Raw genomic sequence first — 21,754 nt, 5'->3', positions numbered from 1 at the left:
GAATCTGCAAATATAATCAAATGAATATATTTTCTGAGTGATTGGTATATTTTAAACTTGAATAACTCCTGGGTTGTAAGTTTCGGTAATTGGAGAGTTATTTGCCGCTTCAATTCCCATTGATATAACTTTTCTCGTATCTCTTGGGTCTATGATAGCATCAACCCAAAGTCTTGACGCGGCATAGTAGGGTGAGGTCTGTTGGTCGTATCGATTTGTAATTGACTTAAGTAATTCTTCTTCTTTCTTCTTATCGATTTTTTGCCCTTGTTTGTTGAGCGATGATTTTTCTATTTGCAACAATACTTTTGCCGCTTGTTCGCCTCCCATAACGGCCATTTTTGCGCTCGGCCATGCTACGATTAATCTAGGATCAAAGGCCTTGCCACACATGGCGTAATTTCCTGCTCCATAAGAATTGCCTATAATAATGGTGAATTTTGGAACAACAGAATTACTCATGGCATTGACCATTTTAGCGCCATCTTTTATGATGCCAGAGTGTTCTGAACGAGAGCCAACCATAAAGCCAGTTACATCTTGTAAAAAGACTAGTGGTATTTTCTTTTGATTGCAATTGGCAATGAATCGGGTTGATTTATCTGCAGAATCGGAGTAGATGACACCACCAAATTGCATTTCACCTTTTTTACTTTTAACAAGTTTTCTTTGGTTGGCAATAATGCCCACTGCCCAGCCATCAATTCTAGCATATCCACAAACTATTGTTTCTCCATATCCTTTTTTGTATTCTTCAAAATCAGAATTATCAACTAGACGTTCAATAACTTCTATAGTGTTGTAGGGCTTATCTCTGTTGGGAGGTAAGATGCCAATGATTTCATTTTTATCTTTTTTAGGCTCTACAGTTTCAATTCTGTTAAAACCAGCTTTTTCAAAGTCTCCAATTTTACTGAAGATGTTTTGTATAGTTTTAAGACAATCTTTATCGCTTTCTGACTTGTAATCCGTAACGCCAGAAATTTCACAATGTGTTTGTGCGCCACCTAGTGTTTCATTGTCAATATCTTCTCCTATGGCAGCTTTTACAAGGTAGCTTCCAGCCAGAAAAATAGTTCCTGTTTTGTTGACTATCAATGCTTCATCACTCATAATGGGAAGATAAGCTCCACCTGCTACGCAAGAGCCCATTACTGCAGATATTTGTGTGATACCCATTGATGACATCTTTGCATTATTTCTAAATATTCTACCAAAGTGTTCTTTGTCAGGAAATATTTCATCTTGTAACGGTAAGAAGACACCTGCACTATCTACCAAGTAAATTATGGGTAACTTATTTTCCATGGCAATCTCTTGAGCACGTAAATTTTTCTTGGCAGTGATTGGAAACCACGCACCCGCTTTTACTGTGGCGTCATTGGCAACTACAATGCATTGTTTTTTACTGACATAGCCGATAACAATAACCACTCCTCCTGAGGGGCAGCCGCCATATTCTTCATACATACCATCGCCCACAAAAGCTCCAATTTCTATGGATTCACTGTCGTCATCAAGAAGGAATTTTATCCTTTCTCTAGCGGTTAGTTTCCCTTGTTCGTGTTGTTTTTTTATTTTGGACTTACCACCACCAAGCGAAACTTTATTGAACTTTTGAGTCATTTCTGAAATCAAAAGTCTCATTTTATCTTCGTTTTTATTAAATTCTAAATCCATAAGACATTAATAATTTTTCAGCGGTTAATAGATTCTAGGTAAGACTTACTGTTATTCCCCTCGTTAAAAAGTAGGTCTAATATACTGAGATTAGAAATAAAGCCGAATTTATTTTCAAAAACTTGCATGTATCTCGGAGGTTGAATGTGGTCAAAGTTATGCAATCTCTTGTCCACATAATAAGAATTGTCAATGTAAGATTCACTTAAATTGAATGCTGTTGAAATTCCAATTTTAGAGCAAACGAAGGTCATCATTTCTAAATTAAGGTCTTTTAAGTAAGTATGTTTTTTTTGAAATAAGGTCTGAAGTTCATCTTCGAAATATTCAAAAAATGGAGAAGAACGATAGGCACTTGTTAAACTTTCCCAATGTTCCTTTTGCCAGTGGTAGTCGTAATTTATTTTAATGTCTTTGAATAGTGTTTTTGAACTGTTTTTTCTAACCTTAGGTACGGTTAGTGTTAATGGTCCATTAGCACCATATATTTTGCATCGTGTTCTTAGACTCTGTTTGATGAAATAATCATTGACTTCTATTAAGTATTCATTTGAAATTAGGTTTGAGAAATACTCAATAGAACCAAAATAGGGACAGGGTAGAAGTATTGGTTTAATGGACTGCATTGAATAACCTATTCCATCGGATTTTATTAATTCCTTTTTTATTCTTATCCCAACTCATCCAAATGAAAAGGGCTTTACCTACTACGTGATCTTCTGGAACAAATCCCCAGTATCTAGAGTCTAAGGAGTTGTGCCTGTTATCTCCCATCATCCAATAATAGTCCATCTGGAAAGTATAGCTATTACTTAAGTTGCCGTTTATGTAAATATTATTTTCAATTATTTCAAGAGTGTTCTTTTCATAGATTTCTATAACCCTTCTGTATGTTTCAATATTTTGTGTGTCAATACTGACGGTTACGCCTTTGGCAGGAATAGTAAGGGGTCCAAAATTATCTAGGTTCCAATTGAATTTGTCTTCTGGAAAAATCAACTCTGATGAATTTAATTTCATTCCTTTTTCAGCAACTATCTTTTCTACTTTTTTGACGTATGTAAAGCGTTTTATAGCTTCCAAGCTGTTTTCGTTCAGTATGAGCTCGTAATCACCCTTTCTAGAAAGTATCTGTCCTTCATATATATTGTATTTGTTGAGTGTCTTTTGACTAAAAAGAGTGCCGTCAGTTTTGATATAATACCTAAACTGATTTTTCATTTTTTCAGTTTGTGTTTGTGGCTCACCATTGACATACAAGTCACTGTTTTTTATTTCAATAACATCTCCAGGTAAGCCAACACATCGTTTGATGTAGTTCTCTTTTTTATCTACTGGTCTTTCAGGATATAGCAAATCATCGGTAGGATAATTAAATACTACACAGTCGTTTCTTTCTATTTGACCAAATCCTTTCATTCGGTGGTAGTCCAGCTGTATCCATTTTAGATAGGCAGGCGTACTTTTTGTAAGCGGTAGGGTATGATGAACGAGTGGAAACGATATTGGAGTGTTAGGCACTCTTGGACCATAACTTACTTTACTCACAAATAGAAAGTCTCCTATCAAAAGTGATTTTTCCATCGATGATGTTGGTATAGTGTAGGCTTCAATTAGGAAGGTTCTAAGAATTGTAGCTGCTATGACGGCAAAAAGAATAGCATTAAACCAACTTTTGATTTCACTTTTTGGCTTCTTCTTTTTCTTTTCTTTTTTCTTCCAAAATTGCCAATTTATGGTTTCCCAAAATAACACATCGCCAACTATTAATGGGAAAAAGTACAGCCATTCGCCATCAATAAGATATACCAAAAGGGACCAAATAATGGTAAATGCAATGAACATTACTACTTTGAAAGACTTACCTAAGAGTTGTTTTAATTTTTTCATTTTTAATTGATTTTAAGAATGTCACTCATTGAAAAGCAACCTTTTTTATCTATTATCCATTCTGCTGCAATGAGTGCTCCTTGAGCAAATCCCATTCTGTTATGAGCTTGGTGTGTGATGGATATACTATCTATTTCTGAATCATAGTTGACAATGTGAGTACCAGGAACATTTTCAGTTCTTTCGCTTTTTATGTCTATGGTGTTGGGTATTTGTGACTGTAAACTTAGGGCTGTACCACTAGGCATATCCAATTTTTCAGTATGGTGAATTTCTTTGATTGATGCTTTGTATTCAGACTGATTTTGCATCAGTTGAGATAGCTTTTTATTCAATTCAAAAAAAAGATTTACTCCAATGCTAAAGTTTGAGGCATATAGAAATCCTGTTGCTTTTTCTTGAGCTAGTTGCTTTACATCGTCAAGATTTTCTAACCAAGCTGTTGTTCCTGAAACGACAGGTATTCTTTGAGCCAATACATATTTGATATTGTGGTATGCACTATTAGGAGTGCTGAAATCTATAGCTACATCGGTGCTTGAAAAATCCTGATTTTCTATTGGATTACTACTATTGACAATTACAGATATAGAGTGTCCCTTTTCTAGAGCAATTTGCTCTATTAATTGTCCCATTTTACCATAACCAATAAGTGCAATATTCATACGGTCAAAGTTAAAAATTCATTTTTAATGATAAAATGGGAGTCTTACCATTAGGGGTGTTAATAATCTGAGGACTTGTTTCTAGGCTTAAATCTTCGCTAATATCGAAATCGAAAAGATGAGCGTCTACACTGGCATCTACTATATTTAGTAAATAAATAGCAGCAGTAATAATATAGGATACATCTCTATTTCTTTCATAATAATCAACAATAGTCAAGAGTTGGCTATCGTTATATACGTCAATGTATTCGTCAGCACCTCCGTTTGAACGACTAATGTATGCATCTTGATAGGTCTTTAGTTTATTATGATTGTCATAAATGAAATAAATACTTGTAGTTAAGGAAGCATAAATAATGGGAACTTTCCAATATTTTTTATTGTAAACTTGCCCTGCACCAGGAATAACAGCAGAAAGGATAGAGGCTTTATGAGCTGATTTCTCATTCTTACCCTCCGTTGATTGTCCAAAACCAACAAATGAAAAAAATAGAAGTGTATATAATATTATATTTTTCAATTATAAACCTAGTTGAGATATAATTTGGTGTAAATCGTCATTTGAGTTGAAAGGTATTTCTATTTTTCCTTTTCCACTTGTTGATACTTTTAATTTGACATCTTTTCCGAATTTATTGCTGATATCATTAGCCAATTTTTGATGCTCAAAGCTGGGTAATGTTTTGCTTCTATTTCTAGATGTTTTAGTGTATGAGCTATCTCCAAAGTCTTTAACGATTTGTTCTATTTCTCTAACTGTGAAACCGTTGTTTAGGGCATCTCTAAAAATATTGATTTGAGTGTCTTGATTTTTGACGTTTACCAATGCTCTTGCGTGTCCCATACTAATACTTTCATCTCTCAAAGCAGCCAAGATTTCAGCAGGGAGTTTTAAAAGTCTGAGGTAATTCGTAATGGTAGATCGTTTTTTACCTACTCTTTCGCTCATTTTTTCTTGAGTAAGTTTGCATTCGTCTATTAGCCTTTGATAGCTTAAAGCAATTTCAACGGGGTTAAGTTGTTCTCTTTGGATATTCTCTACCAATGCCATTTCCAACATGGCTTGATCGTTGGCAATCCTAACATATACAGGAACTGTCTTCAATCCCGCTAACTGTGAAGCTCTAAATCTTCTTTCACCAGAAATTAATTGGAATTTATCGTAACCCAATTTTCTAACGGTTAAGGGCTGAATTATGCCTAATTCTTTGATGGAAATTGCTAATTCTTGTAAAGCATCTTGGTCAAAATCTGTTCTAGGCTGAAAAGGATTGACTTCAATTTGCTCTATTTTAATTTCAGAAACCGAACCAACAACTTGATTGGTGTCATCAATACTTTCATTGGTTGTGATGTCTGTGTCTGGATTCTTAAGTAATGCGGATAGACCTTTTCCTAGTGCACGTTTTTTTTCTGCCATTTTATTGATTTTGAAGTGCTGTTTCATTCTTTTCCAAGAGCTCTTTTGCTAGATTTAAGTAATTGATAGCACCTTTACTATTAGCATCATGCATAATGATAGTTTGTCCAAAGCTAGGTGCTTCACTTAGTCTTACATTTCTCTGTATGATAGTATCGAAGACCATTTCTTGAAAATGTGTTTTTACTTCTTCAACCACCTGGTTTGAAAGTCTTAATCTCGTATCATACATAGTTAGTAAAAGACCTTCAATATCGAGCTCTTTGTTCAAACGATTTTGAACAATTTTAATTGTATTGAGTAATTTGCCAAGTCCTTCAAGAGCAAAATATTCGCATTGAATAGGTATTATAATGGAGTTTGCTGCGGTTAAGGCATTTGTAGTCACTATACCTAAAGAAGGGGCGCAGTCAATGATAATGTAGTCATAACTAGATTTAACTTGCTCTAAGATGCCTTTAAGAATAAACTCTCTATTTTGTTGATTGACGAGTTCGAGTTCAGCACCAACTAAATCAATGTGAGCAGGTAGTAAATCCAAATTTGGGCTTTCAGTTTTAACGATTGCATCTTTTGGACTAAGATCATCAATTAAGCATTCGTATAGTCCTGCTTTAATTTCTCTTGGGTCGTAGCCAACACCTGATGTTGAGTTTGCTTGAGGGTCTGCATCTACAAGTAGGACTTTTTTTTCAAGTACGCCAAGGCATGCTGCTAGATTGATTGCAGTAGTTGTTTTGCCAACTCCACCTTTTTGATTAGCGATTACAATAATTTTATTCATTTTGTTAGTTTTATTTGTAGTGTAAATTAATTTGATTTTAAGGGTTGGTCAGATAAACTCGTTTAAACGAGCATATTTAACTATATTTACGATTCAAAAATAACCTAATTAATTGAGTGCCTAAGAAGAAAAAAAGGTGTTTTTTTTAACATTTAGCGCAAAATGTTAATAGCTATAATTTAAATTATTTTAATAATGTCATTACTCATAAATTCTACAGAAACAGTGTTTTTAATTGTTCAGATATTAGCCGTATCCTTTTTAGCAATTTTGTTTTTACAATCTGGCATTGATAAGGTAGTGGACAAAAAAGGAAATTTGGAGTGGTTGAGCTCTCATTTTGCTAATTCACCATTTAAAAACTTTGTGCCAGTTTTATTTTTTACGATAACCGTTGTTGAGCTTTTATCAGGTATATTAAATCTTGTTGGGGTTGTTTTTTTACTTTATGATGGTAGTATAACTTTAGCGTTTTACGGTACTATTTTGGCTTCTGTGGCATTGATAATGTTGTTCTTGGGACAAAGAGTAGCTAAAGATTACGTCGGAGCACAATCTTTAGTTAGTTACTTTATTCTTACTATCCTTACCTTACTTGTGTTTGGATATACAATTTAGGTTTTAGATATCTTCAAAATTAACATCGGTAAAACTCGAATCACCTTCATCAGATTCGTTTTTTGAAGCTGAAATAATTTCTTGTCCTTTGTTCTTGAAGATGTAGTCTATACTTTCGGAGAGAGCGTCTTTGAATTTCTCAAAATCTTCTTTGTAAAGAAATATTTTATGCTTTTTAAAATAGTGACTACCATCGTCATTAAATATTTTTTTACTTTCAGTAATAGTTAGGTAGTAATCGTTTGCTCTAGTAGCTCTTACATCAAAAAAGTAAGTTCTTTTACCTGCTCTTACTATATTTGAAAAAATTTCTTCTTGGTCTTTGTAGTCTTCCATAATTTTTCATGATTTATCTCTCAAATCTATGAAATTTAATGCAAAACACAAATTTAATTCTAATTTGAAAGTTGTTGCTGGTACATTTCGTGATAAATCCCGCCTTTTTCGAAAAGCTCAGAATGTGTTCCCATTTCAGCAATTTTGCCGTTATCAAGAACTATTATTTTGTCGGTATGTTGTATTGATGACATTCTGTGGCTTATAGTAATACTTGTTTTTTCTAGACCTTCTTTTTTTAGAGACGAGAGTATTTTTTCTTCAGTTTCATTATCTACTGCTGACAAGCAATCGTCGAAAATAAGTATGCTAGAAGGTCTAACTAATGCTCTAGCAATTGAGATGCGCTGTTTTTGTCCGCCAGATAGTGTAACACCTCTTTCTCCAACCATAGTTTGATAACCTTTTGGGAAGTTTTTGATATTATCGTGTATAGCTGCTTTTTTGGCAACCAATTCTAAATCTTCTTGTGTTAGTTCTTCTTTTGAACCAAAGGCAATATTATTGGATATGGTGTCTGAAAACAATAAAGCTTCCTGAGGTACTAAGCTTATTCCTGAGCGAAGACTAGCTAAGTTGATTTCTTCTATTGGAAGGTCATCTATCTCAATTTTTCCAGAGGTAGGCATATACATGCGGCTAATGAGGTTGACAATTGTTGATTTTCCTGAACCTGTCCTTCCGACTATTGCAACAGATTGCCCCTTTTCGATGTTAAACGAAATATTATCTAATGCTTTTACTCCACTGTCTGGATATTCAAAGCTTATATTTTTAAAAGTTATCTTACCGTCAATATTATGTACATTTCCGTCTTCTGAATTAATTTCTGCCTCTGTATTAAGAAATTCATTAATTCTTTTTTGGGAAGCTGCTGCTCTTTGTATAATGGAGGTAACCCAGCCGATAGATGCCATAGGCCATGTTAACATATTGACATATATAATGAATTCGGCGATGTTTCCAGTTGTAATATTACCTGCTATAGATTCTTTTCCTCCAACGTATATAGTAAGTAAAGTGCTTAAGCCTATCAATAAAAGCATAAAGGGAAAGAAAGCGGCATTAGTTTTAGCTAAGGACACATTACGTTTGAGGTATTCGTTAGTTTCAGATTTGAAAATACTAAAGTTAGTTCTTTCGTTAACGAAGGATTTCAAAATCCTGATTCCAGAAAAAGACTCTTGAGTGAGTGTCGATAGAGTAGACAGTTGGCTTTGTACTTTTTCACTCTTGGCATGTATGACTTTACTAATGAAAAATATAGTAATAGACATTATTGGAAGTGGCGCAAGAACAAATAAACTCAGCTTAATATTGATGCTAAACATATTATACATTACAAAAATGAACAGCGATATCATATTGATGGGATACATTGTAGCTGGACCTAAAAACATTCTTACTTTAGTAACATCTTCACTTATTCGAGCCATCATGTCACCCGTGTTATTTCTTTTATAAAAAGCTCTGTCTAATTTCTGATAATGTTTGAATATTTCATTTTTTATATCGAATTCAATTAATCGAGACATAACAATGATAGTTTGTCTCATAAAAAACATAAAAACCCCTTTCAATAACGCAAATAGAATTAACATCATTCCAAAATATAGTAAGGTTGAGGTTAAATCTGAAAAATCGTAATTGCTATTTTGTGAAGATTCTATGGCTTCTTTGGCAGCGTCAAATGCTTTTCTAGTATATATTGCTGGATACAAAGCAAAAATATTAGATGTCACTACGAAAAATGTGCCAAGAGCAAAACGCCATCGGTATTTTTTATAAAATTTGAATAGATAATTAAGCTCTTTCATAAAATTGAACTTGTTAATCTAAATGCACAAATAAAATTGTAGCTTTGACAGCGCAAAATTTACCTTTTTTGAATAGTAATTAAAGTGTGACAAAGTTAATTAACTTTCTGTTTAATTTAATCAAAATATAACGCTATGTTGGAAGTAAAGAATGTCAACGATTCTGTTAAAGATTTTCAAGTCATTGAGATGATGACTCAAATGAATCATGAGCAATTGGTGTTTTGTAATGACAAAGAAACAGGGCTAAAAGCAATTATTGCAATTCACGATACTACACTTGGCCCAGCTTTAGGAGGAACTAGAATGTGGAATTATGATTGCGATAATGATGCCATTATTGATGTGTTAAGACTTTCTAGAGGCATGACATTTAAAGCTGCTATCACAGGTCTATCTTTAGGTGGGGGAAAAGCCGTTATTATTGGCGATTCATCTACGCAAAAAACAGAAGCTTTGATGCGTAAATTTGGTGAATATGTAAACAGCTTAGGCGGTAAGTATATTACTGCTGAAGATGTTGGTATGAGTGCTATAGATATGGTTCATGTTAAAAAAGAAACAGATTTTGTTACGGGCATACCAGTTGAGATGGGAGGAGGAGGAGATCCCTCGCCAGTAACAGCATTTGGCGTTTACATGGGAATGAAAGCTTCTGCCAAACACAAATGGGGTTCAGATGATTTAAACGCAAAAAAAATTCTAGTACAAGGCGTAGGTCATGTTGGTGAAAATCTTGTGAAACATCTTACTGAAGAAGGTGCTGATGTCCTTATCAATGATATTAATAAAGCAAATTTAAAACGAGTTTCGGAGCTTTATAATTGTCAAACTATTGAAGATAATTCGATTTTTGATTTAGATGTAGATATTTACTCTCCTTGTGCTTTAGGTGCCACAATCAATGATGTCACCATAGAACAATTTAAATGTGAAATTATAGCCGGAGCTGCTAACAACCAGCTTCAAGATGAAGTTAAACACGCTAATTTGCTTCAAGAAAAAGGAATTTTATATGCTCCAGATTTTTTAATTAATGCAGGTGGATTGATAAATGTTTATTCTGAGATTAATGGATATGATAGAGAAAAAGCAATTGCTCAGACACGTAAAATTTATGATACTACGTTAGAAATTTTTTCTAAATCTGAAGAAGAAAATATAACTACACATCAGGCAGCTCTAAAATTGGCTATGGAACGTATAGCACAAGCTAAAAACTAGAGAATTAACAGAAATTTATGCTAAATCGACGTCACTTAAGAATACGTGTTTTACAATTTGTTTATTCTTGGAATAAATCAAATGGGGTAGAAATTGCAGCTCTTGAAAAGCAATTTTTAAAATCTTTAAATAAAGTAGAAGAGTTATATCTCCTTTTACTAATGTATATTTTAGAGGTAAGAGACTTTGCTGAAAATTATTCAGAAGACTCCAAAAAAAAACAATTACCATCTGATAACGATTTAAATCCAAATACGAAGTTTATCAACAATTTGTTTTTACAAAAACTGAGAGATGATTCTGATTTAATTAATAAAGCAGGACACGCTAAATTATCTTTTGCTGATGAGCAAAATATGATAAAAGCCATTTATTTTAAAATGGTAGAGTCCGAATTGTATACTTCATACATGAGTGAGGAGTCTGTTGACTTTGATTCGGACAAAAAGTTTATCGTCAAGCTATTTAGCAAAGAATTAATAGAGATGGAAGTCTTTCAAGACTTTTTAAGTGAGCAAGATATCTTTTGGGAAGATGACTTTCCTTTCATTTGTAGTATGGTTATAAAAACAATTAAGGAATCTGATAATGATACAATAGAATTGTTTGAGCTTTTTAAGGATACTGATGAAAAAGACTTTGCGGTTAATTTGTTACGTCATTCCATAGTTCACTCTGATGAATTTTCAGAATTAATTTCTTCAAAAACTAAAAACTGGGATTTGGAAAGGGTTGCGCAAATGGATTTAATCTTAATGCAAATGGCACTATCTGAACTATTGAAAATGCCTAGTGTACCCGTAAAAGTTACTATCAACGAATATATTGAACTTGCAAAATATTATAGCACACCAAATAGTAAGAATTTTGTTAATGGCATTTTGGACAGTTTATTAATTGAGCTTAAGAAAGAAGGAGCCATTAAAAAAATGGGTAGAGGCTTAATCGAATAATTACTATTTTTGCTATCAACTAATTATAATTTTAACATGTACAAAGTATTTTTAATATCCCTATCGGTTTGCTTATTCTCTTGTGGCGATATGTCCAAAAAAGTAGGAGATAACACAAAAACTCCTGTCAAGAAAGAAGAAGTAAAACCATCGCTTTCATCTAATCTAGTTATGAATGATAATACTGCAGAGTCTTCAAGCGAAAAATCAGGAATGCCAGAGTTTAATTTTGAAAAAGAATTACACGATTTCGGACAACTCGTAGATGGTGAGAAAGTATCATACTCTTTCAAATTCACCAATTCAGGAGATGCGCCATTAATTATTTCAAACGCTAAAGGTTCTTGTGGCTGTACAGTGCCTAACTGGCCTAGAGACCCTATTGCCCCAGGTGAATCTGGATCAATAGACGTAACTTTCAACAGTTCAGGAAGAAGCGGAAAACAAAATAAAGCCATAACTTTAACAGCAAATACTAACCCAAACAGAAAGGTGATTAATATCACTTCTGAAGTAACATCTAAATAAATGAATATTATTACAATTTTTTTTAACGCAGAAGGAGGAGGCAATCCGCTTATTTTCTTTGTTCTAGTTTTTGGTGTTTTTTGGTTTTTTATGATAAGACCTCAAGTAAAAAAGCAAAAGCAAGAACGTAAATTCAGAGAAGAACTTAAGAAAGGAGACAAGGTCATCACTTCAGGAGGCTTACACGGTAAAATAGTAGAGGTATCTGAAAAAACTGTAAAAATAGATGTTGGGAGCAGCATTGTTTTAAAATTTGATAAATCAGGAATCTCTGCTGAATTATCTAATGCCAAAGAATAATCTTTAACGGGGCTTCGGCCCTTTTTTTATGTTGAGCAAACTTACATTTCTATTCAATAGATTAATTGTTGTTTTAAGAATTGAGAGAAAGCAACTTCCGATTTTCTTATTTCTTTTAGCTCTATCTACTTTATTTTGGATTCTTACAGTCTTGTCAAAAGATTATACTACAACGGTACATTATGAGGCTGCTTTTGTAGATTTGCCTGATGATAAATTACTTATTGAGGATAAAAATGTTGATTTACATCTTCAAGTGATAGCACCAGGTTTTACCATACTTGCTCATCGTTTAAGTTTCAGAAAACATCTACCGCTTTCGGTTTCAACTTTTATTCCTAAAAAGAAAGGCAATAAGTGGAACTATTATTGGCTAGGCAAACAATCCATTTCACAACTTCAAGAAGTTCTTCCTACCAATATGCAATTGTTACACGTTCAGCCTAACAGAATCGATGTATTATTAGACGAAAAAGCAGAAAGAGTTCTTCCTATACAAATAAAAACAGATTTATCTTTTAAAGATTTATTTCGACAAAAAGAACCTATCAAATTAGAGCCTTCCACAATAGTAATATCAGGGCCCAAAGCTGTTGTTGAGGTTTTTAGCTCAATAAGTACAGAAACCTTAAAAATTGATGATATTAACGCTAATTCTTCTGGAATTATAAACATTGAACCCCTCAATCATTCTGAAATAAATTATTCTTTAAGTAAGGTAAGTTGGGAACTTAAAGTAGAGCAATTTACTGAGGGTGAAATGATATTACCCTTAAGCATAAAAAATGTTCCTAAGGGTTATGAAATTAAGCTATTTCCGAATGAAGTTACTATAAATTATTTAGTTTCTTTAGATAAATTTGATTTAGTTAAAAAAGATATGTTTGCAACTAGTGTAAATTTTGATAACACCAAAAAACGTTTGCCAATTGAATTAGTCAAACAAGCCGATTTTGTAGAAAATGTGAGGGTTAAGCCTGATAAAGTTGAATATTTTTTAATTAAGAAATAAAATGAAAAGAATCGGCTTAACAGGAAATATAGGAAGTGGCAAGACTACAATAGCTTCTTGTTTTGAGATTCTTGGAGTAGCTGTTTTTAACGCCGATAAGGAGGCAAAGTTACTAATGAATAAGAATATTGATTTAAGGCAAAGCTTAATTGCTGAGTTTGGAGAAGAGGTGTATCTTAATAATGTGTTAAATCGTAAATATTTATCCAACTTGGCTTTTAATGATGCCTTAGTTTTAAAAAGGCTTAACGCTTTGGTGCACCCACATGTTCAAGATGCTTTTGAAAAATGGTCTATTCATCAAAGTGGGCCATATGTTATTAAGGAAGCTGCTATCTTGTTTGAAAGTAATACTTATCAGTCTTTAGATGCAATTATTTGTATTTCTTGCCCTGAAGAAATAAGACTTAAACGTATTTTAAAAAGAGATGATTTGTCAGAAAATGAAGTGAGGCAAAGAATGAGTAATCAATGGGCTGAAGAGAAGAAAATATCACTTTCAGATTATACTATCACAAATGACAATTCTTGTTTGGTAATACCACAACTATTAAGCGTTCATAATGCGTTAAAATAGTTCATCGGTTTTTCCTAGCCCTTCACGAACAATTTCTAGTTTGCCAGAAGAATAATCTACTACGGTTGATGGTGTCAAAGAGCCTATTCCCGCATCAATTACGATATCGACTTTATTAGAATACCTTTCGTATATCAATTCTGGGTCTGTACTATACTCCATAATTGCATCTTCATCATGAACTGAAGAGGATAAAATAGGGTTGCCAATTTCGTTTACTAGAATTTGGGGAATATTGTGGTTTGGTATTCTAATCCCTACAGTTTTCTTTTTGGTTTTAAACAGCTTTGGAATACTTCCATTTGCTTTTAGAATAAAAGTGTATGGACCGGGTAGCACCCTCTTCATACTTTTATAAGTGTTTCTGCTAATGGGTAAGGTATAGTCAGATAGTTGGCTCAAATCTGAGCATATAAATGAAAAATTTTGCTTTTTAAGGTCTACATTTTTGATTTTCGCTATGCGTTCTACGGCTTTTTGTTGAAAGATATCACAACCTATTCCATAAATAGTATCTGTTGGGTAGATTATAATACCGCCATCTTTCAAACATTCTACGATTTGAGCGATACCTCTAGGGTTGGGGTTGTCGGGGTGTATTTTAACGAGCATATTGTTATTGATTCTTAGCGTAATCGTCTAAAAACTTCTTTAATCCAATATCTGTAAGCCTGTGTGATATTAAATCTTTTATAGCCGATAGGGGAGCCGTAACAACATGAGCACCGATTTTAGCGCATTCTTCAATGTGGTTTTTATTTCTGATAGAAGCGGCAAGAACTTGTGTTTGATAATTTTGTTTCTCAAACATATCAACGATACTTTTAACAATTTGAATACCATCTTGTCCATTGTCGTCTAGTCTTCCAATAAAAGGTGAAACGTATGTTGCGCCAGCTTGCGCTGCTATTAGTGCTTGTCCTAATGAAAACACTAGAGTGCAATTGGTTTTAATTCCTTTGTCACTAAAATATCGAATAGCTTTTATTCCTTCTTCTATCATAGGTATTTTAACCACTATTTGAGGGTTTAATAGAGCTAATTCTTGACCTTCTCGAATCATGCCTTCGAAATCAGTGGATATCACTTCAGCACTAACATCGCCATCAACAATTTCACAAATGGTTTTATAATGTTTAAAGATATTATCTCTTCCCTTTATCCCCTCTTTAGCCATCAGACTAGGATTGGTTGTTACACCATTGAGAATACCTAAGGATTGCGCCTCTTTGATATTGTCTAAGTTTGCTGTGTCGATGAAAAATCTCATATTGATAAGGAATATATTCAATAAAGATAATAAAAAAAGGGCAAGCTACTTACGTCACACCGCTCAACCACTTACCCTTGCTACCTTCCGGTCCTGGGGGAGTTCAGCAGGAGCTGGTTGCGTAAGACTTGCCCGTTGCAAATATATACTAATGCTATCTATTACGAATACTTTACCTTAAAAAATAGCACAAAAAAATAATTATATTTGTCAAGAATCCTTAAAACAAAATAATGAAAGATTATATCCTTAAAAATGGCTTAGTTTTTGGTGCTATTTCTATTATTTTAAATTCAGCTGCTTATTCTTTGGGTGTTGATTTTTTTATGAGTCCTGCTTTATTAATTTCCAAGATAGTTATTTATGTTACTGTTATTATTTTCCTAGTTTTAAACTTTAGAAAAATCATTGGTGGTTACATTTCGTTCAAAGACACTTTTAGCGTTTCTTTAGGAATCACAGCTGCTGGTTCTTTTATTTCCACTCTGTTCATTATTTTGTTATTCAATTTTATTGACTCTAATTTTGCTGTTTTGATTAAAGAGGCTACTATTGAAAAGTTAATGATGTCACTTGAGCAAATGCCAGAAGGTAATGCCTTTTATGAAAACATTGAAAATTCAATTGATGAGATTGAAAAAACCAATATATATTCTGTTAATAATCAATGGAAAGCATTAATTCAAGAAATATTCTCTTACTCAGTAATATCTGTTATTATTGCGTTATTTATCAAAAAAGACAAACCTATAGAAATGTCCGAATAATATGAATATTTCAGTTGTAGTTCCTTCATATAATGAGTCTGAATCTTTACCTGAGTTATGCACTTGGATAGATAAAGTGATGACTTCTAATTCATTTACTTATGAAATCATCATTGCTGATGATGGTAGTACCGATGATTCTTGGGAAGTTATTCAAAATTTATCCAAATCCAATTCAAATATTAAAGGCATAAAATTTCGAAGAAATTATGGTAAATCAGCGGCCTTAAATATTGCTTTTGCAAAGGCTGAAGGAAATGTCGTTATTACCATGGATGCTGATTTACAAGATAGTCCTGAAGAAATTCCTGAATTATATCGCTTAATCACTGAGGAGGGTTGGGATATGGTCTCTGGTTGGAAAAAGAAACGATATGACCCAATAACAAAGACGATTCCTACTAAGTTATACAATTGGGCAGCTCGTAAAGCTTCAGGCATATATCTGCATGATTTCAATTGTGGCCTTAAGTCATACAAAAAAGATGTTATAAAGAACATTGAATTATATGGTGAAATGCATCGTTATATTCCGATGTTAGCAAAGCGAGCAGGTTTTCCAAAAATTACAGAAAAAGTAGTAGAGCATCAAGCTAGAAAATATGGAGTTACAAAATTCGGTATTGAGCGTTTTATTAACGGTTTCCTAGATTTAATGACCGTTACTTTTGTTTCTCGATTTGGTAAAAAACCGATGCACTTTTTTGGCGTTTTGGGTACATTAATGTTTGTACTAGGTTTTGTCCTTTTTTCATTTCTTGGGGGACAGAAACTATACTATATGTATTCTGAAGTTAAAGCTACCAATATTGCAGATATGAGTGGTTTTTATATTGCATTGACCTCTATGGTTATGGGTTTACAATTATTCTTAGCGGGTTTTATTGGAGAGATGATTTCTAGAAATGCTCATGATAGAAATCAATATCATGTAGAAGAAGAAATTTAGTTCTAAAGGAGCTTACTTAAGCTAATCAGCGAATCTGTACAAAAATACTTTTCTGATTGACCAATCAAAACGGCAAACATATTGGAGTTTTTAGCAAATTCCATATCACTAATAGAATCACCTACCATTATGCTTTTTTTGAAGTCTATAGATGGAAATTCCTCTTTGGCTTGTAGAGCCATGCCAATATTCGGTTTTCTCATAATGGAATTTTCTTCTGCCAATTGTGGTGCATGATATATAGCATCAATCCTACCGCCGAAATTTTGAACTTCTTGAAGTAAATATTGATGTACTTTATGTAAGTCGTCTTCTGTCATTAAACGCTTACTTATTCCTTGTTGGTTAGTGACTATAACTACTCTATGAAAACGACTTGAAAATAGTTTAATAGCCTCAAGAGCATTTGGCAGAAATTCAAACTCATCTACAGATTTGACGTAATCCCCTTCTAACTTTTTGTTAATTACACCATCTCTATCTAAAAATAGTGTCCAGCTTGTGTCAATTTTGGGGACTGCTACATTCATTTTTTATGAAAATAATTCTTTTTCTACCAATTCACATATTGCATGTCCTAGCATAAGGTGACATTCTTGTATTCTTGGCGTGTCATCGGAGGGAATATTGATTAAAAAATCACAGTAAGGCTTCATATTTCCGTTTGCTTTTCCTGTGAACCCTATTGTAATTATGTTTTTCTTTTTAGCTTCCTCTAAAGCTTTAATGACATTTTTAGAATTACCAGATGTTGACATGCCAATTAGAATATCTCCTTGTTTGCCTATTCCTTGTATAAGTCTAGCGTACACTTCATCAAATGAGAAATCATTAGAAACTGCAGTCATAAAAGAAGTGTCAGTATGTAATGCTTCAGCATGTAGCGGAGGTCTGTTTAAGTAGTATCTGCCTGAAAATTCTGCTGCCAAATGTTGAGCATCTGCAGCACTACCTCCATTGCCACAGAACAATAACTTGTTTCCATTGTTGAAAGCTTCTACAATCAATTCTGCCACTTTGGTAATATCTACCATTATAGCATCATTTTGTAACAGTTCTTGCTTAACCGTAATGGAATCACTAATATTTCTTCTAATAAGGTCTTGTTTCATGATGGTATGTTGTTCTTTTTAGAGCTTGTTAAAGCAAGTAATTTTTTTGTAAAGATAGACCAAGAATATTGTTCCTTTATTTGGTTAATATTTTCTATCATTTCATTTATGTTGGTCTCATTAAAGAATTTCAAAATAGCTTTTTTTATTTCATTAGCATGTGGTGAAACAACATAGCCTACTTTACCGTCAGGACACATTTCTTTAAGTCCGCCAACATCTGTGACTATCATAGGTTTGTTAAAGTGATAGGCTATTTGAGTCACGCCACTTTGGGTAGCTGATTTGTAGGGTTGAACAACCAAATCGCAAGCGTTAAAATACAAATGAACTTCAGAGTCAGGAATAAATTGTTCGACTTGAATGATATCCTGTTCTAAGTTATATTTTTCTATGAGTTTTTTGTAGGGGGCTTGGTCAGAATAGTATTCGCCAGCAATAATAAGTTTAATATTTTTTTCTCTTATCTCATTGGCAGAAAAAGCTTCCAATAGTAGGTCTAAGCCTTTGTAGTCACGTATTAAGCCAAAGAATAATATGTATCTATAATCTGGATTTAATTTTAAAGATTCAATCGCTTTTTCTCTAGGTTCTATTTCGCCAAAGTTATCGTAAATAGGGTGGGGCGTAAGGACTTTTGGACTGTTTTTATCAAATACGTTTAGGTCATCCAAAACTTTTTGGGTCATGGCTAGAAAACCGTCTATTCTTTTTATAAAATAACGGGTAAGCATTTTATCTCCTAAGCGTAATTCATGAGGAATTATGTTATGGGCAATACATAAAAGTTGTGTTTTTTCAGATTTTAGAAGTCTTGATACCGTGCCCAATGATGCCCCCATAAACGGCAACCAAAAGGGGATAATTACTACATCGTAATTCTCTTTCCTAAGGGATAATCCTGTTGTAATCCAATTGATAGGATTTACAGAGTTTATTCGCCTTTCTATATTAATGTTTTGAGGTTTTTTATCTGATGAAAATTGTGTTTTACCAGGGAAAAGGAAGTTAGGGTATTGTAATTTAAAAGTATGTATGGTTAATTGATGTCCTTCAGCAATAAGCTCTTTGGCTAAGCGTTCGTTGAAAGCTGCAATTCCGCCTCTGTAAGGGTATGCTGTGCCAAGGATTGCAATTTTCATATTAGCTTTTTATTTTTTTTATTTTAAAACCTAAATATCCATATAATATTGTCATTAATGGACTAATAATATTAAAAAAACAGAATGGTAAATAGGTCATTGTAGCTACTCCTAAAACTGCAGATTGTGTTGCTCCACAGGTGTTCCAAGGAACTAGCACAGAAGTTACAGTTCCACTGTCCTCTAATGTGCGACTTAGGTTTTCAGGTGCTAGACCTTTATCTTTAAATGTATCGGCATACATTCTTCCTGGTACTACAATACTTAAATATTGGTCGCTTGCCGTGACATTAAAAAATAAACAAGTACAAGCAGTAGTTGCAATGACTGAGCCTGTACTTTCAGCATATTTTATTATAGATTGGCTAATCTTCTTCAGAGCACCACTAGTTTCCATCACCCCACCAAAACACATAGCACAAATTATTAGCCATATTGTATTCAACATTCCGTACATACCACCTGAAGAAAGCAAATCGTTTATCATCTCGTTAGAGGTGTTTATGCTTGTTTCAGAGCCCATAGCATTGATAACGGATACATAACTGGCTTGAAAGAAATTAGTATCTATACCTGAAAGTTCTACGATTAGATGGGGTTGAAAAATAATTGCAAAAATCCCGCCTAATAATGTACCTGCGAACAAGGCTGGTAGTGCAGGTACTTTTTTCACAATAAGTAATAGTACGATTACAGGAACTAAAAACAACCATGGACTTATGTTGAAACTACTTTCTATAGCCGTTAACAAGTTTGTAATATCGTCAGAATTTTGTGTGTTATCCATTGAAAGCCCAATGAATAAGAATATGAGAAGTGTTATTAAAAAGCTAGGAATAGTCGTGTGCATCATGTATCTGATATGAGTAAATAAGTCTGTTCCTGCCATTGCTGGAGCGAGATTTGTGGTATCAGATAAGGGTGACATTTTATCGCCAAAATATGCTCCTGATATTATAGCTCCTGCTGTAAGACCGTTTGAAATATCCAGAGCATTACCTATTCCCAATAGAGCAATTCCTATAGTAGCGATAGTTGACCAAGAACTTCCTGAGGCTAGTGAAACTATAGCACATATGATAGCTGCAGCTACGAGAAAAATTTTGGGATTTAGTATTTGTAATCCATAATAAATCATAGTAGGGACAATACCGCTTATTAGCCAAGTTCCTGCTAGTGAGCCTATGAGTAAAAGTATAATGATTGCTGGTGTAGTTGAAGCTATACTGTTACTAACCCCTTTTAGAATACTTGTCCAAGAGGTGCCACTTTTTAGCCCCATTATGGCAGCAAAAGCGGCAGATAACAAAAGTGCTAATTGATTTGCACCACCTAAACTATCATCACCGTATAGATAGACATTAAAAGAAAGTAAGGCTATTAAAAAAATAATGGGAAGTAGCGCACTAAAAAAAGATTGATTCATAAGGGGAAATTATTTCTGTAAATATAATAATCCTATTGTATGAAACAACTATTGCCTCTAGTCTTATTTCAGAATATTAGTCTTAATCAAACACTTTTTCATCTTTTGAAAGGTACGTTCAATATCATTATCTAAGCCAATAGACATTCGAATCATTCCTTCTGAAATACCCATTTCATCTTGTTCATCTTGTGGTATTTCTGAAGATGTGCTTGCGCCAGGTGCAGAGAATAGGGTTTTGTAAAAGCCTAAACTTACTGCCAAATAACCTATGTTATTATTTTGCATTTCCTCCATGACTTGATAAGCATTTTTCATGCTACCAACGTCTAATACTAGCATACCACCAAAACCAAATTCGGCATTCATGCTTTTCTTCATCAACTCATGTTGAGGATGGCTTTCAAGACCAGGATAGTGAACATTTAAACCTAGCTCTTTAAATTTTTTAGCAAGAAATAGTGCGTTATTACTGTGTTGTTTTATTCTTATTGGTAGTGTTCGCAAGTTTTTGAGGATACCATTAGCTCGTATAGCATCCATAGTTGGACCAAAAAGCATTGCTGCACCTTCATTGACGTCTATGAGGTCTCCTACAAACTCTTTGGTAGAACAAATAACCCCTCCAACTGTATCACTAGCTCCATTAATGAATTTCGTTAGTGAGTGAATTACTATATCAGCCCCTAGCTCAGCAGGAGAAAAAATGAGGGGGGTAAAGGTGTTGTCTACTACTAGTTTTAAATTGTTTGCATGAGCCAGTTCAGCTAATTTTTTAATGTCAGAAATTTCTAACAAAGGGTTGCTCATTGTTTCGCAATATAAAATTTTAGTATCGGCACAAATAGCAGATTTAACAGCGTCTAGATTAGTGGTATCAACAAAAGATGTACTAATTTGTAGTCTTGGCAAAAAGTTTTTCATAAAGGCATAAGTTCCACCATATATAGTTCGACTACTTACAATATGATCACCACTTTTACACAATTGCATTATAGTACTACTAATTGAACCCATTCCTGATGCTGATACATGTGCTGCATCTGTATTTTCCATATTAGCAATGGCTTCAGCAAGATATCCTGTGCTAGGGTTCATGTGTCTTGAATACAAATAACAGCCTTCACGTTCTCCTCCGAATACCATTTCCATAGTTTTACCTGCCAAGTATGTAAAAGTAGAAGAATCGGCAATAGATGGATTAACACCTCCATATTCACCAAAGTATTGAATGTCTTGAATACTGTCAGCTGGTTTGTGCTTTTTCATGTGATGTGTTTT

General features: G+C 33.6%; 25 protein-coding genes and 1 other RNA gene. 9 read left to right on the top strand and 17 right to left on the bottom strand.

The window, feature by feature from the left end; all coding sequences use genetic code 11:
* Positions 1-51: 51 nt before the first annotated feature.
* The 7 genes from ISP71_01710 to ISP71_01680 form a co-directional block, all read right to left on the bottom strand.
* Complete coding sequence (locus ISP71_01710; protein MBL6662793.1) at positions 52-1,680, bottom strand: acyl-CoA carboxylase subunit beta; 1,629 nt, start codon at positions 1,678-1,680, stop codon at positions 52-54.
* Between the two features lie 17 nt (positions 1,681-1,697).
* Positions 1,698-2,306 (bottom strand): WbqC family protein, encoded by a 609-nt coding sequence (locus ISP71_01705; GenBank protein ID MBL6662792.1) that lies wholly within the window; start codon positions 2,304-2,306, stop codon positions 1,698-1,700.
* On the bottom strand, positions 2,293-3,417 hold the full coding sequence (lepB, locus tag ISP71_01700; protein ID MBL6662791.1) for a signal peptidase I: 1,125 nt from the start codon (positions 3,415-3,417) through the stop codon (positions 2,293-2,295). The genes ISP71_01705 and lepB overlap by 14 nt, the downstream gene beginning before the upstream one ends.
* A 155-nt stretch (positions 3,418-3,572) precedes the next feature.
* Positions 3,573-4,235: a 4-hydroxy-tetrahydrodipicolinate reductase gene (locus ISP71_01695; GenBank protein MBL6662790.1), complete on the bottom strand. Its 663-nt coding sequence runs from the start codon at positions 4,233-4,235 to the stop codon at positions 3,573-3,575.
* Between the two features lie 10 nt (positions 4,236-4,245).
* Positions 4,246-4,758 carry a hypothetical protein gene (locus ISP71_01690; GenBank protein MBL6662789.1) on the bottom strand — a complete coding sequence of 171 codons (513 nt, stop codon included), beginning with the start codon at positions 4,756-4,758 and terminating at the stop codon, positions 4,246-4,248.
* Entirely contained in the window at positions 4,759-5,658 is a 900-nt protein-coding gene (locus ISP71_01685; protein MBL6662788.1) for a ParB/RepB/Spo0J family partition protein, read from the bottom strand.
* 1 nt (position 5,659) lies between these two features.
* Positions 5,660-6,442: a ParA family protein gene (locus tag ISP71_01680; protein MBL6662787.1), complete on the bottom strand. Its 783-nt coding sequence runs from the start codon at positions 6,440-6,442 to the stop codon at positions 5,660-5,662.
* A gap of 195 nt (positions 6,443-6,637) precedes the next feature.
* Between ISP71_01680 and ISP71_01675 the strand changes: the two genes are divergently transcribed.
* Positions 6,638-7,060, top strand: a complete 423-nt coding sequence (locus ISP71_01675) for a DoxX family protein (GenBank protein MBL6662786.1) — start codon at positions 6,638-6,640, stop codon at positions 7,058-7,060.
* Between the two features lie 3 nt (positions 7,061-7,063).
* On the opposite strand, the gene ISP71_01670 is transcribed toward ISP71_01675, so the two are convergent.
* Both ISP71_01670 and ISP71_01665 read right to left on the bottom strand, forming a co-directional pair.
* Positions 7,064-7,396: a PUR family DNA/RNA-binding protein gene (locus tag ISP71_01670; GenBank protein ID MBL6662785.1), complete on the bottom strand. Its 333-nt coding sequence runs from the start codon at positions 7,394-7,396 to the stop codon at positions 7,064-7,066.
* Between the two features lie 59 nt (positions 7,397-7,455).
* Positions 7,456-9,213: an ABC transporter ATP-binding protein gene (locus tag ISP71_01665; protein ID MBL6662784.1), complete on the bottom strand. Its 1,758-nt coding sequence runs from the start codon at positions 9,211-9,213 to the stop codon at positions 7,456-7,458.
* Between the two features lie 135 nt (positions 9,214-9,348).
* On the opposite strand from ISP71_01665, the gene ISP71_01660 reads away from it, so the two are divergent.
* The 6 genes from ISP71_01660 to ISP71_01635 are packed head-to-tail and all read left to right on the top strand — an operon-like array spanning position 9,349 to position 13,807.
* Positions 9,349-10,437 carry a Glu/Leu/Phe/Val dehydrogenase gene (locus tag ISP71_01660; protein MBL6662783.1) on the top strand — a complete coding sequence of 363 codons (1,089 nt, stop codon included), beginning with the start codon at positions 9,349-9,351 and terminating at the stop codon, positions 10,435-10,437.
* Positions 10,438-10,454: 17 nt separating this feature from the next.
* Positions 10,455-11,390, top strand: a complete 936-nt coding sequence (gene nusB / locus ISP71_01655) for a transcription antitermination factor NusB (protein MBL6662782.1) — start codon at positions 10,455-10,457, stop codon at positions 11,388-11,390.
* Positions 11,391-11,426: 36 nt separating this feature from the next.
* Entirely contained in the window at positions 11,427-11,918 is a 492-nt protein-coding gene (locus ISP71_01650) for a DUF1573 domain-containing protein (GenBank protein ID MBL6662781.1), read from the top strand.
* Complete coding sequence (yajC, locus tag ISP71_01645; protein MBL6662780.1) at positions 11,919-12,218, top strand: preprotein translocase subunit YajC; 300 nt, start codon at positions 11,919-11,921, stop codon at positions 12,216-12,218. It abuts the gene before it with no gap.
* Between the two features lie 28 nt (positions 12,219-12,246).
* Entirely contained in the window at positions 12,247-13,230 is a 984-nt protein-coding gene (locus ISP71_01640; GenBank protein MBL6662779.1) for a hypothetical protein, read from the top strand.
* A 1-nt stretch (position 13,231) separates the two neighbouring features.
* The gene (locus ISP71_01635) at positions 13,232-13,807 is read left to right on the top strand and encodes a dephospho-CoA kinase (GenBank protein ID MBL6662778.1); all 576 of its coding nucleotides are present in this window, start codon (positions 13,232-13,234) and stop codon (positions 13,805-13,807) included.
* Here ISP71_01635 and ISP71_01630 read toward each other — a convergent pair.
* From ISP71_01630 to ffs, 3 genes are all read right to left on the bottom strand, one after another.
* The gene (locus ISP71_01630) at positions 13,799-14,419 is read right to left on the bottom strand and encodes a threonylcarbamoyl-AMP synthase (protein ID MBL6662777.1); all 621 of its coding nucleotides are present in this window, start codon (positions 14,417-14,419) and stop codon (positions 13,799-13,801) included. The two genes, ISP71_01635 and ISP71_01630, sit on opposite strands and share 9 nt — an antisense overlap.
* Positions 14,420-14,423: 4 nt before the next feature.
* Positions 14,424-15,077: a fructose-6-phosphate aldolase gene (gene fsa, locus ISP71_01625; GenBank protein MBL6662776.1), complete on the bottom strand. Its 654-nt coding sequence runs from the start codon at positions 15,075-15,077 to the stop codon at positions 14,424-14,426.
* Positions 15,078-15,112: 35 nt separating this feature from the next.
* Positions 15,113-15,211: signal recognition particle sRNA small type (gene ffs / locus ISP71_01620), an RNA gene on the bottom strand.
* Positions 15,212-15,310: 99 nt separating this feature from the next.
* On the opposite strand from ffs, the gene ISP71_01615 reads away from it, so the two are divergent.
* Complete coding sequence (locus ISP71_01615; protein ID MBL6662775.1) at positions 15,311-15,844, top strand: DUF4199 domain-containing protein; 534 nt, start codon at positions 15,311-15,313, stop codon at positions 15,842-15,844.
* 1 nt (position 15,845) lies between these two features.
* Positions 15,846-16,793, top strand: a complete 948-nt coding sequence (locus ISP71_01610) for a glycosyltransferase family 2 protein (protein MBL6662774.1) — start codon at positions 15,846-15,848, stop codon at positions 16,791-16,793.
* A 2-nt stretch (positions 16,794-16,795) separates the two neighbouring features.
* Here the strand turns inward: ISP71_01610 and ISP71_01605 are convergent, their stop codons facing one another.
* The 5 genes from ISP71_01605 to ISP71_01585 form a co-directional block, all read right to left on the bottom strand.
* A complete protein-coding gene (locus ISP71_01605; protein ID MBL6662773.1) occupies positions 16,796-17,323 on the bottom strand; it encodes an HAD family hydrolase in 528 nt (175 codons plus the stop codon).
* A gap of 3 nt (positions 17,324-17,326) precedes the next feature.
* The gene (locus ISP71_01600) at positions 17,327-17,905 is read right to left on the bottom strand and encodes a D-sedoheptulose 7-phosphate isomerase (GenBank protein MBL6662772.1); all 579 of its coding nucleotides are present in this window, start codon (positions 17,903-17,905) and stop codon (positions 17,327-17,329) included.
* The gene (locus tag ISP71_01595) at positions 17,902-19,047 is read right to left on the bottom strand and encodes a glycosyltransferase (protein MBL6662771.1); all 1,146 of its coding nucleotides are present in this window, start codon (positions 19,045-19,047) and stop codon (positions 17,902-17,904) included. The genes ISP71_01600 and ISP71_01595 overlap by 4 nt, the downstream gene beginning before the upstream one ends.
* A 1-nt stretch (position 19,048) precedes the next feature.
* Positions 19,049-20,473 carry a Na+/H+ antiporter NhaC gene (nhaC, locus tag ISP71_01590; protein ID MBL6662770.1) on the bottom strand — a complete coding sequence of 475 codons (1,425 nt, stop codon included), beginning with the start codon at positions 20,471-20,473 and terminating at the stop codon, positions 19,049-19,051.
* 63 nt (positions 20,474-20,536) lie between these two features.
* Positions 20,537-21,742, bottom strand: a complete 1,206-nt coding sequence (locus ISP71_01585) for an aminotransferase class I/II-fold pyridoxal phosphate-dependent enzyme (GenBank protein MBL6662769.1) — start codon at positions 21,740-21,742, stop codon at positions 20,537-20,539.
* Positions 21,743-21,754: the final 12 nt, after the last annotated feature.

Source organism: Flavobacteriales bacterium (assembly GCA_016779995.1).
In the GTDB taxonomy this organism is placed as follows: Bacteria; Bacteroidota; Bacteroidia; order Flavobacteriales; family UBA7312; genus UBA8444.
This window is presented reverse-complemented; position numbering and strand designations above follow the sequence as displayed.